Genomic DNA, 13,183 nt, shown 5'->3' on the forward strand with positions numbered 1-13,183 from the left:
AACAGGAACATTATGAGTCTTAATTACCTGGATTTTGAACAGCCAATTGCAGAACTGGAGGCGAAGATCGATTCGCTGACCTCAATTGGTCGTCAGGATGATAAACACGTTAATCTGGATGAAGAAGTTCAGCGTCTGCGTGAGAAAAGCGTTGAGCTGACCCGTAAAATCTTCGCCGATTTGGGCGCATGGCAAATCGCTCAGCTGGCGCGTCATCCTTTGCGTCCTTATACCTTTGACTATGTGCGCAACGCCTTCGACGATTTCGATGAGCTGGCGGGCGACCGTGCTTATGCCGATGACAAAGCGATTGTGGGCGGGATTGCACGTCTTGATGGACGTCCGGTGATGATCATCGGGCACCAGAAAGGCCGTGAAACCAAAGAGAAAATTCGCCGTAACTTCGGCATGCCAGCACCGGAAGGCTATCGCAAAGCGCTGCGCCTGATGGAGATGGCTGAGCGTTTCAAAATGCCAATCATCACCTTCATCGACACACCGGGTGCCTATCCGGGTGTGGGCGCGGAAGAGCGTGGGCAGTCTGAAGCGATTGCCCGCAACCTGCGTGAAATGTCTGGCCTGAAAGTGCCGGTGATCTGTACGGTCATCGGTGAGGGCGGTTCAGGTGGTGCGCTGGCGATTGGCGTGGGCGACAAAGTGAATATGCTGCAGTACAGCACCTATTCAGTGATCTCGCCGGAAGGCTGTGCATCCATTCTGTGGAAAAGCGCTGACAAAGCGCCGCTGGCCGCTGAAGCGATGGGCATTACCGCTCACCGTCTGAAAGAGTTGAAGCTGATTGACTCCGTGATCCCTGAGCCACTGGGTGGCGCGCATCGCCGTCCGGTTGATATGGCGCAGTCACTGAAGCAGCAGCTACTGGCCGATCTGGCCGATCTCGATGGATTTAGCACTGAAGAGCTGCTGGATCGTCGTTATCAGCGCCTGATGAGCTACGGCTACGCCTGATTTAGCCCCATCCATAAAAGCGGACTCCGGTCCGCTTTTTTTATGCCGCCGGTTTATCTCCGCACGCTATTCCCCTCTCTTTCAGCGCCATCCGATAGCCGCCTCGCTACACCTTCCGCGGGTTAGCGGTTATGCTTGTCCGGTTCCACAATAATCAGGGAGATGGGCATTGAATATTCTGGCGATCATGGGCGCGCACGGCGTGTTTTATAAAGATGAACCGTTACGCGAACTCGACGCGGCGTTAAATCTGCAAGGCTTCAGGCTGCTTTACCCGAAAAACAGTGACGATCTGCTGAAACTGATCGAGCATAATCCGCGTATCAGCGGCGTCATCTTCGACTGGGACGCGCACAACAGTCCGGAACTCTGCGGTGAGATTAATCAGCTCAACGAATACCTGCCGCTGTACGCCTTTATCAATACCCACTCGCAGATGGACATCAGCGTCAATGAGATGCGCATGCCGCTGCACTTTTTTGAGTACGCGCTGAATGCCGCCGATGATATCGCGCTGCACATCCGGCAATATACCGATGACTATCTCGACCACATTACGCCGCCGCTGACTAAAGCGCTGTTCACCTATGTGAAAGAGGGCAAGTACACCTTCTGCACGCCGGGCCATATGGCGGGCACCGCGTTTCAGAAGAGCCCGGTGGGCTGCCTGTTCTACGATTTCTTCGGGGCCAATACCCTGAAATCGGACATCTCAATTTCCGTTACCGAACTGGGTTCGCTGCTTGATCACACCGGTCCGCACCTTGAAGCGGAGGAGTACATCGCACGCACTTTTGGCGCCGAGCAGAGTTACATGGTGACCAACGGTACCTCAACGTCGAACAAAATTGTCGGCATGTATGCCGCACCGGCGGGCAGTACCGTGCTGATCGATCGCAACTGCCACAAGTCACTGACCCATCTGCTGATGATGAGCGATCTTATCCCCATCTGGCTGAAGCCGACCCGCAATGCGTTGGGTATTCTCGGCGGTATCCCGAAGCAGGAGTTCACCCGCGAGAGCATTTCGCTCAAGGTGGCTGCCACCGACCGTGCCACCTGGCCGGTTCATGCGGTGATCACTAACTCCACCTATGATGGGCTGCTCTACAACACCCAGTACATCAAAGAGACACTGGATGTACCGTCGATTCATTTCGATTCAGCCTGGGTGCCTTATACCAATTTCCATCCGATCTACGCCGGTAAAAGTGGCATGAGTGGCGACCGCATCCCGGGCAAAGTGGTGTATGAGACGCAATCAACCCACAAACTGCTGGCGGCGTTTTCGCAGGCATCAATGATTCACATTAAGGGCGACTACGACGAACAGACGTTTAACGAAGCCTACATGATGCACACCACCACCTCGCCCAATTACGCCATCGTCTCCTCTATTGAAACTGCTGCTGCCATGCTGCGTGGCAATCCCGGTAAACGACTGATCAATCGCTCGGTGGAGCGCGCGCTGCACTTCCGCCGGGAGATCCAGCGCCTGCGCGAAGAGTCTGACAGCTGGTTCTTTGATATCTGGCAGCCGGAAGAGGTTGACGAAGCGCAATGCTGGCCGATTCAGCCCGGCGACGAAGAGTGGCACGGATTTACTCAGGCCGATCGCGATCACATGTACCTCGATCCGATCAAGGTCACCATTCTGACGCCGGGTATGAGCGAACTGGGGAAGATGGCGGAAGAGGGGATCCCGGCGGCGCTGGTGGCGAAGTTTCTTGATGAGCGCGGCATCGTGGTGGAGAAAACCGGCCCCTATAACCTGCTGTTCCTGTTCAGCATCGGCATCGACAAAACCAAAGCGATGAGCGTGCTGCGCGGGCTGACCGAGTTCAAACGCGCCTACGATCTCAATCTGCGGGTGAAAAACATGCTGCCGGATCTCTATGCCGAAGATCCTGACTTCTATCGCAATATGCGCATTCAGACACTGGCGCAGGGGATCCATCAGCTGATCCGCCATCACGATCTGCCGCGTCTGATGCTGCAGGCATTTGATGTCCTGCCCGAAATGAAGATGACGCCGCACCAGGCGTTTCAGCAGCAGGTGAAGGGCAACATCGAAACGGTGGATCTCAGCGAGCTGGTCGGGCGGGTGTCGGCCAATATGATTCTGCCTTATCCGCCAGGCGTTCCACTGGTGATGCCTGGCGAGATGATTACTGAGAAGAGCCGCGCGGTGCTCGATTTTCTGCTGATGCTGTGCAGCATTGGACGGCATTATCCGGGCTTCGAAACGGATATTCACGGCGCCAGCCTGACCGAAAAGGGCGAGTATCGCGTCCGCGTGCTGAAAAACGACCTCGCATAAACCTTTAAACAACTATCAGCGGCAGGGTGTCTGTGGACAGCCTGCCCGAATCAGGGAATTGAACATGTTGCAGTTAACCGCTATTCACCACATCGCCATCATCGCCTCTGACTATCAGCGCAGCAAAGCATTCTATTGTGACGTACTGGGTTTCCGTCTGATGGGCGAATATTACCGCGAAGCGCGGGACTCCTGGAAAGGCGACCTTGCCCTACAGGATCGCTATACCATTGAGCTGTTCTCTTTCCCTGAGCCGCCGGCGCGGGTCAGTCATCCTGAAGCGTGTGGCCTGCGTCATCTGGCCTTTACCGTGCCGGATGTTGCCGCTGCCGTCGCGACGCTGGCCGATAAAGGCGTTATCTGCGAGCCGATTCGCATTGATGACCTGACCGGTAAACAATGCACTTTCTTTGCCGATCCGGATGGTTTGCCGCTGGAGCTTTATCAGGCGTAAAATAGCGTGCTCAGCGGGCGACATTCAGTGGCCCGACTTTCTGGATTCTGCCATGTCTTTGCCCGCTTTTGACACCCTGTTGCAACCTGATGCCGCCCTGGTGGTCGCATTCAGCGGTGGACTGGATTCAACCGTGCTGCTGCATCAGCTTCGCGGCTGGCAGCAGCAGCATCCTCAGTTGCGCCTGCGGGCACTGCATGTTCACCATGGGCTTAGCCCGAATGCCGATCGCTGGGCAACACATTGCCAGACGATTTGCGCGCAGTGGCAGCTGCCCTGTGAAGTGCTCCGCGTTAACGTTGATGGCAGGGAAAACGGCATTGAAGCGGCCGCCCGCACCGCCCGTTATCAGGCGCTGAGTGCGGCACTGCAGCCGGGCGAAGTGTTACTTACTGCGCAGCACCTCGACGATCAGTGCGAAACATTCCTGCTGGCGCTGAAGCGCGGCAGTGGCCCTGCCGGGCTGGCAGCGATGCCCGCTACACGCACGCTGGGCTCTCATCAGCTGATGCGTCCGTTGCTGAATCAGACGCGACAGTCGCTTGAAGCCTATGCCGACGCGCATCAGCTGGTATGGATTGAAGATGAGAGCAATCAGGATCTTCGCTACGACCGCAATTTTCTGCGTCAGCGGCTGCTGCCTGAGCTTTACCAGCGCTGGCCCCATTTTGCCGAGGCAACGGCCCGAAGTGCGGCGTTGTGCAGTGAGCAGGAGCAGTTGCTGGATGAACTGCTCGCCGGACAACTGGCACAGCTTATCCAGCCTGATGGCAGCCTGCACTTTCCACCCTTAATGGCCATGAGTGAGCAGCGTGCTAATGCCTTATTGCGGCGCTGGATCGCCGGACAGGGGGGGGCGATGCCGTCCCGTGAAGCGCTGAAACGCATCCACGACGAAGTGATGGCGAGCCGGGAGGATGCGCAGCCCCGGCTGCGATTCGGTCAGGCTGAACTCCGTCGTTATCGTCAGCAGCTCTACTGGCTGCCGTTGTTCAGTTCGCTGCGCGATACCGTGCTGGCATGGCCCGATCTCTGCCAGCCGCTGGCGTTACCGCAGAACCTTGGCACGCTCCGTGCCAGCCAGTCAGAGAGCCTGTTGCGCTATCCTGAGCCGGATGAGCAGGTCAGCGTGCGGTTTCACGCACAGGGTCATGTCCATCTGGTGGGCCGTCGTGGCGGAAGGGAAATGAAAAAACTGTGGCAGGAGTTACAGATACCGCCGTGGCAGCGTGAACGGCTGCCGTTAATTTTTTATAACCAGACGCTGGTCTGCGTTCCGACTCTCTTTGTCACTCGTGATGGCACGGCACCTGATCAGCAGGGCTGGCAGATAGTCTGGGACGGAGCATCCGGCGCAGGAGAACAACAATAATGAAACAGTGGCTTATCGCCTGTTTAGCGGTCACCGTGTTACCGGCATGGGCAGCGGGTGATGTGCAACGCGGCGCACAGAAAGCGGGCAGTTGCATGGCCTGTCATGGCGCAGCGGGAAAAGCGGCGGTGCCGCTCTATCCTGACCTGGCCGGGCAGCACGCACCTTATCTGGAACATGCCCTGCAGGCCTATAAAAAGGGCGAACGCAGTGGCGGTCAGGCTGAAGTGATGAAGGCGTTTGTGGCGGGATTGAGTGACAGCGATATGGCGGATTTAGCGGCGTACTACGGTTCGTTACAGCCCTGAAGTTTAACAGGGCGGAAAGGTCCCGCCCTGAATGCGTAGGTTACTCTGCGCTGACAACCACCGTACCCAACTCGGGATGGGTGAAGCTGGCGATATGGTCGAGACGTAATTCGCGATGTTCACCGGAAAGATCGATAGCCAGATATTCAACGTTCTTACGTGAAAAGATCTCTTTGGCTTTTGCCTTAAGCTGCTCGCCATCTTTCATTTCCAGCGACAGCATCCAGTTGTTCTGGCAGGCGAGTTCCAGATTATCGTAATCATCGCAATTGATAGGTTGGTACGCTTCATTTATCAACATAGTCGCTCACCAATAAGTTAGCAGCGGCGTAGGCCGCCTGTTCCCTGACAGAAGAGTTTAGCTCAGTATTTGCGGCAACATCATTAAGTGCCTTCAATGCGCAGCCAATCGCATCCGGTATGTAACCTAAATCCCCGCTGCCGATTTCGGCATACTTCCGGCGAACTAACTCACAATAATTTTGCACGTGGCCCTCCTCGGCAGAGCGTAAATACTCTGGTTAACTGGCGACTATATCATAGCCATTTAGAGGAAATCAGCCTGCGTAAAGCAGGAACAGTGTGCGAATCACTGCTAAAGTGACAGATTCCGCTGTCTGAGGCGGTCTGAATCAGAGCACAAAAGGTTAATTTGATGAACAGGTTATCGGAGGTCAACGTGGTTAAGGTGTGGGGAGCGAGCTTATGATTATGCTATCCCGTTCGGTTGAGATTCCGGATAGTGAGATTGAGCTGACGGCGATTCGTGCTCAGGGCGCAGGCGGACAACATGTCAATAAAGCCAGCACCGCCATTCATCTGCGCTTCGATATTGCTGCCTCTTCACTCCCCGCGTTTTATAAAGAGCGACTGCTCACCGCTACTCATCATTTGATTACCGGTGATGGCGTTGTGGTGATCAAGGCGCAGGAGTATCGCAGTCAGGAGATGAATCGAGAAGCGGCGCTGCAACGTCTGGTTAATCTGATCCAGGAGCTGAGTACCGTGGAAAAAGCCCGGCGCGCCACGCGGCCGACCCGCGCCTCAAAAGAGCGCCGTCTGGAAGGAAAAGCCCGCCGCAGTTCAACTAAATCGATGCGCGGCAAGGTGCAATAAAAAACGCCCCGCAGGCGGGGCGTTTGAGTACTTACAACGTCAGGGGCGAGCGGCGAAGAGATCGAGCCTGCTCAGGGAACGGGGTCAGATCGGAAAGTCGCTAAAGCCATCCATGGCCGCTCGGCCCGCACCGTCCCTGGCGCGGGACGCTTTCCTCTCCTGACCCGGTTCCCTTCGCGTTGAGCTCATCTGTTGCGGCCAGATTCAGCCCGCTATGATTAACGCTAAGAACTTACTTATTCAGAGCCTTCAGCAGGAATTCAACAATTTCATCCTGCTTAATCATCTGCTTCTCACCGGCACGACGTGATTTGTACTCAATCTCCTGATTATCGAGATTGCGGTCGCCAATGACGATGGTGTGTGGCACACCAATCAGTTCCATATCAGCGAACATCACGCCCGGACGCTCTTTACGGTCATCCAGAATAACCTCAACGCCTTTGGCACGGAGGGTGGCATACAGCTCTTCCGCCAGCTCTTTAACCCGGAACGATTTCTGCATATTCATTGGCAGAATCGCAACTTCGAAAGGTGCCAGTGCGGCGGGCCAGATGATGCCGCGATCGTCATGGTTCTGCTCAATGGCTGCTGCAACAACGCGGGTGATGCCGATGCCGTAGCAGCCCATGCTCATCACCTGATTGCGGCCATCTTCGCCCTGAACCGACGCTTTCAGCGCGTCAGAATACTTGGTGCCGAGCTGGAAAATATGACCGACTTCGATGCCGCGCTTAATCTGCAGCGTGCCTTTACCATCCGGGCTTAAATCGCCTTCGACCACGTTACGGATATCCGCAACGCTGGCCAGCGGCAGATCGCGCTCCCAGTTAATGCCGAAGTAGTGCTTACCATCGACGTTGGCACCGGCGCTGAAGTCGCTCATCTTCGCCACGGTACGGTCAGCAATAACAGGCATCTGCAGACCAACCGGGCCGATTGAACCCGGTCCGGCACCTACTGCGGCGCGAATCTCTTCTTCGGTCGCGAACACCAGCGGTGACGCAACGATCTCTGACTTCTCCGCTTTGATCTCATTAAGCTGATGATCGCCGCGTACCAGCAGGGCAACCAGCGCGTGGCCGCTCTCTTCGGCACCTTTAACAATCAGCGTTTTCACTGTTTTTTCAACAGGCACGCTGAATTGCTCAACCAGTTCCGCGATGGTTTTTGCGTCTGGCGTCTCGACCAGTTGCATCTCCTGCGACGGCGCTGCGCGCTCACCGGCGGGTGCGACGGCTTCGGCCAGCTCAATATTGGCCGCGTAATCAGAATCGGTAGAGAAGATCACATCATCTTCACCGCTCTGCGCCAGAACCTGGAACTCATGGGATGCGCTGCCGCCAATCGAGCCGGTGTCGGCCTGCACGGCGCGGAAATCCAGGCCCATACGGCTGAAGATCTGGCTATAGGCGCGGTACATCGCGTCATACGTTTCCTGCAGCGACTCCTGCGAAACGTGGAACGAGTAAGCATCTTTCATGATGAATTCACGTGAACGCATCACGCCAAAGCGCGGGCGGACTTCATCACGGAATTTGGTCTGGATCTGATAGAGGTTGAGCGGCAGTTGCTTATAAGAGCTCAGCTCATTGCGGATCAGGTCAGTGACCACCTCTTCATGCGTCGGACCCAGCACGAACGGACGCTCGTGGCGATCTGCAATACGTAACAGTTCCGGGCCATACTCCTCCCAGCGACCGCTCTCCTGCCACAGGTCGGCGGGCTGCACAACCGGCATTAAAATCTCAACCGCGCCCGCGTTGTTCATCTCTTCGCGCACGATGTTTTCGACTTTTTTCAGCACGCGAACCCCGGTCGGTAACCAGGTGTACAAGCCAGAAGCCAGTTTGCGGATCATACCGGCGCGCAGCATCAGCTGGTGGCTGATCACTTCAGCGTCGGAAGGCGTCTCTTTCTGAGTAGAGAGCAGATATTGAGTAGTACGCATTGATTACGGTTCCAGTTGATCGGAAAGTCACAGACAGAATTTTGCTGGCGGCTAGTGTACCAGTGAGATCACCGGCTCAAAAGCGGGTTTTAACGTGGGTCGATGGCGATCACTTCAGTACCGGCATCGTCAATGCGCCAGCGTACATTAAAATCCATCAGCCAGGCCGCATATTCCCGCGTCTGTGTCTCGCCCTGACGGTAAGCGGGACGGGGATCCTGTGCCAGCACTTCACTGATAAAGCGAGCCAGATTGGGGTAGCGCGACTGCTGGTGGAGCTGCTGTTGTGCCAGCTCGGAGAAGCGAACCGGCATATCAGCCGCAGGTGCCGCCTGAGCAAAACCCGCCTGGGCATGGGGCAATGCTTCGGCAAAGGGCAGATAAGGTTTGATATCCACCACCGGGGTGCCATCGACCAGATCCAGACTGCCAAGCTGCAGGATCACCTGCTGTTTTTCAATCCTGATACCTTTTAGCTCAACCAGCGACATGCCAATGGGATTCGGACGGAATGTTGAACGTGTCGCAAATACACCCATGCGCGCATTGCCGCCCAGCCGGGGAGGGCGAACCGTGGGACGCCAGCCGCCCTCCATCGTCTGATGGAAGACAAACAGCAGCCAGAGGTGGCTGAACGCTTCCAGTCCACGCACCGCTTCCGGCTGATTGTAAGGTGGCTGCAGGTGCAGTTCGCCGCCGCCATCCTGCACCAGCCCTGGCTGGCGCGGCACGGCAAACTTCTCCTTCCACGGTGAGCGGATTACCCCAATTTGCGCAAAGGCGAATTCACTCATTGATTGCTGACTTTCAGTGCCGAACCCTGACACACCGCCTGACGATAGCAGCCTGGCGTGCCGGTGACGATTTCACACTGATGCAGCAGCACCGCATTAGCTTTCATCTGTGACGCTTTGATCTGCAGACGTTTACGTGCAGTAGCGATGTTGGCCGGGGAGTTCTGATTACTGATCTGGCAATCTTCAGCGGAGACTTCACCCAGATCGCGGAACGGCTTGCTGACCAGATCGGCGGCATCGGTATAGAGCTTAACCGGTGCCGGCCGTGACACAGGCTTGCGGGTGGGTTCACTGGATTGCTGCGGCCGGGACGGTGCGCTGCTTATCGGGTGATACTCATGAACACACCCTGTCAGCATCAATGCTAACAAGCAGAGCGGTAAAAAACGCATGGCAACATCCTCAGGTTTCAAAAAGTGGCGTTATTGAAACAAGGACAAGAATAAATAACAAGTCGGGCAGGGCACCCAATAACAGAAAGGGCGGCATAGCGCCGCCCTTAAGGAGATGAACAGCTGAATTACCAGCCTTTAACCGCGCCGCCGTTAAAGACTTTGTTAGCGGCATCGTAGACTTCGTCAGACTGGTAAGCCTTGACGAATTTCTTCACGTTTTCCGCATCTTTATTATCTTCGCGCGCGACAATCAGGTTCACGTACGGTGAATCTTTATCTTCAACGAAAATGCCATCTTTGGCTGGTGTCAGGCCAATCTGGCTGGCGTAAGTGGTGTTGATAACCGCCAGCGCGATCTGCTGATCGTCCAGTGAGCGAGGCAGCTGCGGCGCTTCCAGCTCAACAATTTTCAGATGCTTAGGGTTTTCAGTGATATCCAGCGAGGTTGGCAGCAGGCCCACGCCATCTTTCAGTTTGATCAGACCCACTTTCTGCAGCAGCAGCAGCGTACGGCCCAGGTTGGTCGGGTCGTTTGGAATGGCAACCTGAGCGCCATCCTGCAGCTCATCCAGTGACTTAATCTTTTTCGAATAGCCCGCAATTGGGTAGACGAAGGAGTTACCCACTGAAACCAGCTTGTAGCCACGATCTTTGATCTGCTGATCCAGATACGGTTTGTGCTGGAAGGCGTTGACGTCGATATCGCCTTTGCTCAGCGCTTCATTCGGCAGTACGTAATCGTTAAAGGTGACCAGCTCAACGTCCAGACCATATTTCTCTTTAGCAACTTTCTGCGCTGCTTCAGCAACCTGCTGCTCAGCACCGACAATCACGCCCACTTTGATGTGGTTAGGGTCTTTCTCTTTTTGATCGCATCCTGCCAGCGCAATCGCGCCAATCAGTGCACCCACAGCGGCAATTTTCTTGAATCTGAAAGACATATCCTTTCCTTCTTAATAATGTGATATTGCTGGCTTATTTATGGGACACCGCACGCACGATGCGGTCGCCACAGAATTGAATGAGATACACCAAAACCACTAACAACACCAATACCGTATTCATCACAGTGGCGTTATATCCGATATAACCATACTGATAACCGATCTGGCCCAGACCACCGGCACCCACCGCGCCACCCATGGCGGAGTAACCAACCAGGGTAATCAGGGTGATGGTCGCAGCATTCACCAGGCCAGGCATCGCTTCCGGCAGCAGAACCTTACGGATGATCTGCATTGGCGTAGCGCCCATGGCACGTGACGCTTCAATCAGTCCGGTTGGCAGTTCCAGCAAGGCATTTTCAACCATACGTGCGATAAACGGTGCCGCGCCTACGGTCAACGGCACGATGGCCGCCTGCAGTCCGATTGAGGTGCCGACGATTACGCGAGTAAAAGGAATCATCCAGACCAGTAAGATAATAAAAGGAATGGAGCGGAAGATATTCACCAGCGCGGAGAGCACGCGATAAAGTCCCTGATTCTGCAGAATCTGGCCCGGACGGGTGACATAGAGTAAAACGCCGACCGGCAGACCCAGCACAAAACCGAAAAATCCAGAGACGAAGGTCATCATCAGCGTTTCCCACACGCCCCGTCCCAGCAACCACATCATCGCTTCAGACATAACCTAACACCTCTACTTTCACATGATTCTCCTTCAGCCAGGCAATCGCCTCGCGGGTATCGCTTTCTGTGCCGTGCATTTCGGCCAGCATAATGCCGAACTTCACGCCACCGGCGTAATCCATCTGGGCACTGATAATGTTGTTATTCACGTTGTAACGGCGCGCGGCTTCAGACAGCAGCGGCGCATCAACTGATTTACCGGTGAATTCCAGTCGCAGCAGGGGCACGGTGCCTTCAGCGGCGGTGGCAGAAAGACGCTGCTGGTAATCATCCGGAATATCCAGATGCAGCGTAGACTGAATAAACTGCTGCGCCAGAGGTGTCTTAGGATGAGAGAAGACCTCACTGACGCTATCTTTCTCAATCAGCTCACCGTGACTGATGACCGCAACCTGATCGCAGATGCGTTTTACTACATCCATTTCATGGGTAATCAGCAGAATCGTCAGCCCAAGCCGGCGGTTAATGTCTTTAAGCAATTCCAGAATAGAGCGGGTCGTCGCGGGATCCAGTGCGCTGGTGGCTTCATCACACAGCAGAACTTTGGGATTGCTGGCCAGGGCGCGGGCAATCGCGACACGCTGCTTCTGTCCGCCCGACAGATTCGCGGGCCACGCATCATGCTTGTCTGATAATCCCACCAGTTCCAGCAGCTCAGTTACGCGAGCATTGATCTGAGCGCGGGAGAGATTACCGAGTTCCAGTGGAAGAGAAACGTTGCCCGCGACGGTACGGGAGTTCATCAGATTAAAGTGCTGGAAGATCATTCCGATCTGGCGGCGCGCCTGGGTTAACTGACGTTCGTTGAGTGCGGTTAAATCAGCGCCGTCTACCAGTACGCGGCCCGAAGTAGGGCGCTCCAGCAGGTTAACGCAACGAATCAACGTACTTTTACCGGCACCGGAAGCGCCGATAACGCCATAAATCTGTCCGGCAGGCACGTGCAGGCTGACATCCGTTAACGCCGGGATAGACCGCGTGCCTTGCTGAAACACCTTCGTGATATTTTCTAGTTTAATCATTATGTTATTTATTATCGTGTTGCGTTGTCCGTGGTGTGGGAAGCCTCGTCGCTTTTATTCGGTATAAAAGCTGGATGGATGTTAAGGCATCCAGACGTCTAAATCAATGGAAGTGATTCAATCTGACATTCTCCCTTTTATAGCAATCATGCGATACTGATCGGCAATTTTTACAGCAGGAGTTTCTACGTGGCGAATAAAGTCCCCGCTATTTTTCTTGATCGTGATGGCACCCTTAATGTCGACAATGGCTATGTCCATGAGATCGATGACTTCCAGTTTATTGACGGCACGATTGAAGCGCTGCAACAACTAAAGGCAATGGGTTTTGCGCTGGTGGTCGTGACCAATCAGTCTGGCATCGCGCGCGGTATGTTTACTGAAGATACCTTTATGCGGCTGACAGAATGGATGGACTGGTCGCTGGCCGATCGCGATGTTGATCTGGATGGCATCTATTTCTGTCCTCACCATCCTGAAGCAACAGTAGCAGAGTTCCGTCAGGCCTGTGACTGCCGTAAGCCTCAGCCGGGTATGCTGCTGACGGCACAGGAAGAACTGAATATTGATATGGCCGCTTCTTATATGGTGGGTGACAAGCTGGAAGATATGCTGGCAGGGCAGGCTGCCGGTGTCGGCATGAAAGTACTGGTGCGCAGCGGCAAACCGGTCACAGCTGAAGGTGAAGCAGCAGCAGATTGGGTAATTAATAGCCTGGCAGAGCTCCCGGCGCGCATTAAAAAGGGGTAAAAACGCCGCTTTTGTGCAAATTTCAGACGAACGAAAAAAAAGTCTCAATTTGCACTTGCGCTATCTGAGCCGTTCCCTATAATGCGCCTCCACTGACA

Annotated in this window: 15 protein-coding genes; 7 read left to right on the forward strand and 8 right to left on the reverse strand. The window is 55.0% G+C overall.

Annotation, left to right across the window (positions count from 1 at the left end; translation table 11 throughout):
• Positions 1–12 precede the first annotated feature (12 nt).
• From accA to EPG66_RS20170, 5 genes are all read left to right on the forward strand, one after another.
• Positions 13–969: an acetyl-CoA carboxylase carboxyl transferase subunit alpha gene (gene accA, locus EPG66_RS20150; protein ID WP_010254150.1), complete on the forward strand. Its 957-nt coding sequence runs from the start codon at positions 13–15 to the stop codon at positions 967–969.
• 169 nt (positions 970–1,138) lie between these two features.
• Positions 1,139–3,289 carry a lysine decarboxylase LdcC gene (locus EPG66_RS20155; RefSeq protein WP_182687925.1) on the forward strand — a complete coding sequence of 717 codons (2,151 nt, stop codon included), beginning with the start codon at positions 1,139–1,141 and terminating at the stop codon, positions 3,287–3,289.
• A gap of 64 nt (positions 3,290–3,353) precedes the next feature.
• A complete protein-coding gene (locus tag EPG66_RS20160) occupies positions 3,354–3,743 on the forward strand; it encodes a VOC family protein (protein WP_010671867.1) in 390 nt (129 codons plus the stop codon).
• 52 nt (positions 3,744–3,795) lie between these two features.
• Positions 3,796–5,115: a tRNA lysidine(34) synthetase TilS gene (gene tilS, locus EPG66_RS20165; RefSeq protein ID WP_069025848.1), complete on the forward strand. Its 1,320-nt coding sequence runs from the start codon at positions 3,796–3,798 to the stop codon at positions 5,113–5,115.
• The gene (locus EPG66_RS20170; RefSeq protein WP_031591199.1) at positions 5,115–5,423 is read left to right on the forward strand and encodes a c-type cytochrome; all 309 of its coding nucleotides are present in this window, start codon (positions 5,115–5,117) and stop codon (positions 5,421–5,423) included. The genes tilS and EPG66_RS20170 overlap by 1 nt, the downstream gene beginning before the upstream one ends.
• A 40-nt stretch (positions 5,424–5,463) precedes the next feature.
• On the opposite strand, the gene rof is transcribed toward EPG66_RS20170, so the two are convergent.
• Complete coding sequence (rof, locus tag EPG66_RS20175; protein ID WP_010254167.1) at positions 5,464–5,724, reverse strand: Rho-binding antiterminator; 261 nt, start codon at positions 5,722–5,724, stop codon at positions 5,464–5,466.
• Positions 5,711–5,911, reverse strand: a complete 201-nt coding sequence (locus EPG66_RS20180) for a YaeP family protein (protein ID WP_010254172.1) — start codon at positions 5,909–5,911, stop codon at positions 5,711–5,713. Before EPG66_RS20180 ends, rof begins: the two co-directional genes overlap by 14 nt.
• Positions 5,912–6,128: 217 nt before the next feature.
• On the opposite strand from EPG66_RS20180, the gene arfB reads away from it, so the two are divergent.
• Positions 6,129–6,539, forward strand: a complete 411-nt coding sequence (gene arfB / locus EPG66_RS20185) for an alternative ribosome rescue aminoacyl-tRNA hydrolase ArfB (protein WP_069025849.1) — start codon at positions 6,129–6,131, stop codon at positions 6,537–6,539.
• A gap of 232 nt (positions 6,540–6,771) precedes the next feature.
• Here the strand turns inward: arfB and proS are convergent, their stop codons facing one another.
• The 6 genes from proS to metN form a co-directional block, all read right to left on the reverse strand.
• Positions 6,772–8,490, reverse strand: a complete 1,719-nt coding sequence (proS, locus tag EPG66_RS20190; protein ID WP_010671869.1) for a proline--tRNA ligase — start codon at positions 8,488–8,490, stop codon at positions 6,772–6,774.
• A gap of 89 nt (positions 8,491–8,579) precedes the next feature.
• On the reverse strand, positions 8,580–9,284 hold the full coding sequence (gene tsaA, locus EPG66_RS20195; protein ID WP_031591196.1) for a tRNA (N6-threonylcarbamoyladenosine(37)-N6)-methyltransferase TrmO: 705 nt from the start codon (positions 9,282–9,284) through the stop codon (positions 8,580–8,582).
• A complete protein-coding gene (gene rcsF / locus EPG66_RS20200; protein ID WP_031591195.1) occupies positions 9,281–9,679 on the reverse strand; it encodes an Rcs stress response system protein RcsF in 399 nt (132 codons plus the stop codon). The genes tsaA and rcsF overlap by 4 nt, the downstream gene beginning before the upstream one ends.
• A 128-nt stretch (positions 9,680–9,807) precedes the next feature.
• On the reverse strand, positions 9,808–10,623 hold the full coding sequence (locus tag EPG66_RS20205) for a MetQ/NlpA family lipoprotein (RefSeq protein WP_010254184.1): 816 nt from the start codon (positions 10,621–10,623) through the stop codon (positions 9,808–9,810).
• A gap of 34 nt (positions 10,624–10,657) precedes the next feature.
• Positions 10,658–11,311: a methionine ABC transporter permease MetI gene (locus EPG66_RS20210; RefSeq protein WP_031375299.1), complete on the reverse strand. Its 654-nt coding sequence runs from the start codon at positions 11,309–11,311 to the stop codon at positions 10,658–10,660.
• Positions 11,304–12,335, reverse strand: coding sequence for a methionine ABC transporter ATP-binding protein MetN (gene metN, locus EPG66_RS20215; RefSeq protein WP_031591192.1), 1,032 nt, complete (start codon positions 12,333–12,335; stop codon positions 11,304–11,306). Before metN ends, EPG66_RS20210 begins: the two co-directional genes overlap by 8 nt.
• 189 nt (positions 12,336–12,524) lie before the next feature.
• On the opposite strand from metN, the gene gmhB reads away from it, so the two are divergent.
• The gene (gene gmhB, locus EPG66_RS20220) at positions 12,525–13,085 is read left to right on the forward strand and encodes a D-glycero-beta-D-manno-heptose 1,7-bisphosphate 7-phosphatase (RefSeq protein ID WP_031591190.1); all 561 of its coding nucleotides are present in this window, start codon (positions 12,525–12,527) and stop codon (positions 13,083–13,085) included.
• Positions 13,086–13,183: the final 98 nt, after the last annotated feature.

The sequence above is a fragment of the Pantoea pleuroti genome (genome assembly GCF_014156615.1).
In the GTDB taxonomy this organism is placed as follows: domain Bacteria; phylum Pseudomonadota; class Gammaproteobacteria; order Enterobacterales; family Enterobacteriaceae; genus Pantoea; species Pantoea agglomerans.

Excerpts from the sequence above, each read along its gene's own strand:
- rof (WP_010254167.1), bottom strand. The coding sequence starts at position 5,724 with ATGTTGATAAATGAAGCGTACCAACCTATCAATTGCGATGATTACGAT.
- proS (WP_010671869.1), bottom strand. The coding sequence starts at position 8,490 with ATGCGTACTACTCAATATCTGCTCTCTACTCAGAAAGAGACGCCTTCC.
- arfB (WP_069025849.1), top strand. The coding sequence starts at position 6,129 with ATGATTATGCTATCCCGTTCGGTTGAGATTCCGGATAGTGAGATTGAG.
- tsaA (WP_031591196.1), bottom strand. The coding sequence starts at position 9,284 with ATGAGTGAATTCGCCTTTGCGCAAATTGGGGTAATCCGCTCACCGTGG.
- EPG66_RS20160 (WP_010671867.1), top strand. The coding sequence starts at position 3,354 with ATGTTGCAGTTAACCGCTATTCACCACATCGCCATCATCGCCTCTGAC.
- metN (WP_031591192.1), bottom strand. The coding sequence starts at position 12,335 with ATGATTAAACTAGAAAATATCACGAAGGTGTTTCAGCAAGGCACGCGG.
- accA (WP_010254150.1), top strand. The coding sequence starts at position 13 with ATGAGTCTTAATTACCTGGATTTTGAACAGCCAATTGCAGAACTGGAG.
- tilS (WP_069025848.1), top strand. The coding sequence starts at position 3,796 with ATGTCTTTGCCCGCTTTTGACACCCTGTTGCAACCTGATGCCGCCCTG.
- rcsF (WP_031591195.1), bottom strand. The coding sequence starts at position 9,679 with ATGCGTTTTTTACCGCTCTGCTTGTTAGCATTGATGCTGACAGGGTGT.
- EPG66_RS20210 (WP_031375299.1), bottom strand. The coding sequence starts at position 11,311 with ATGTCTGAAGCGATGATGTGGTTGCTGGGACGGGGCGTGTGGGAAACG.
- EPG66_RS20170 (WP_031591199.1), top strand. The coding sequence starts at position 5,115 with ATGAAACAGTGGCTTATCGCCTGTTTAGCGGTCACCGTGTTACCGGCA.
- EPG66_RS20205 (WP_010254184.1), bottom strand. The coding sequence starts at position 10,623 with ATGTCTTTCAGATTCAAGAAAATTGCCGCTGTGGGTGCACTGATTGGC.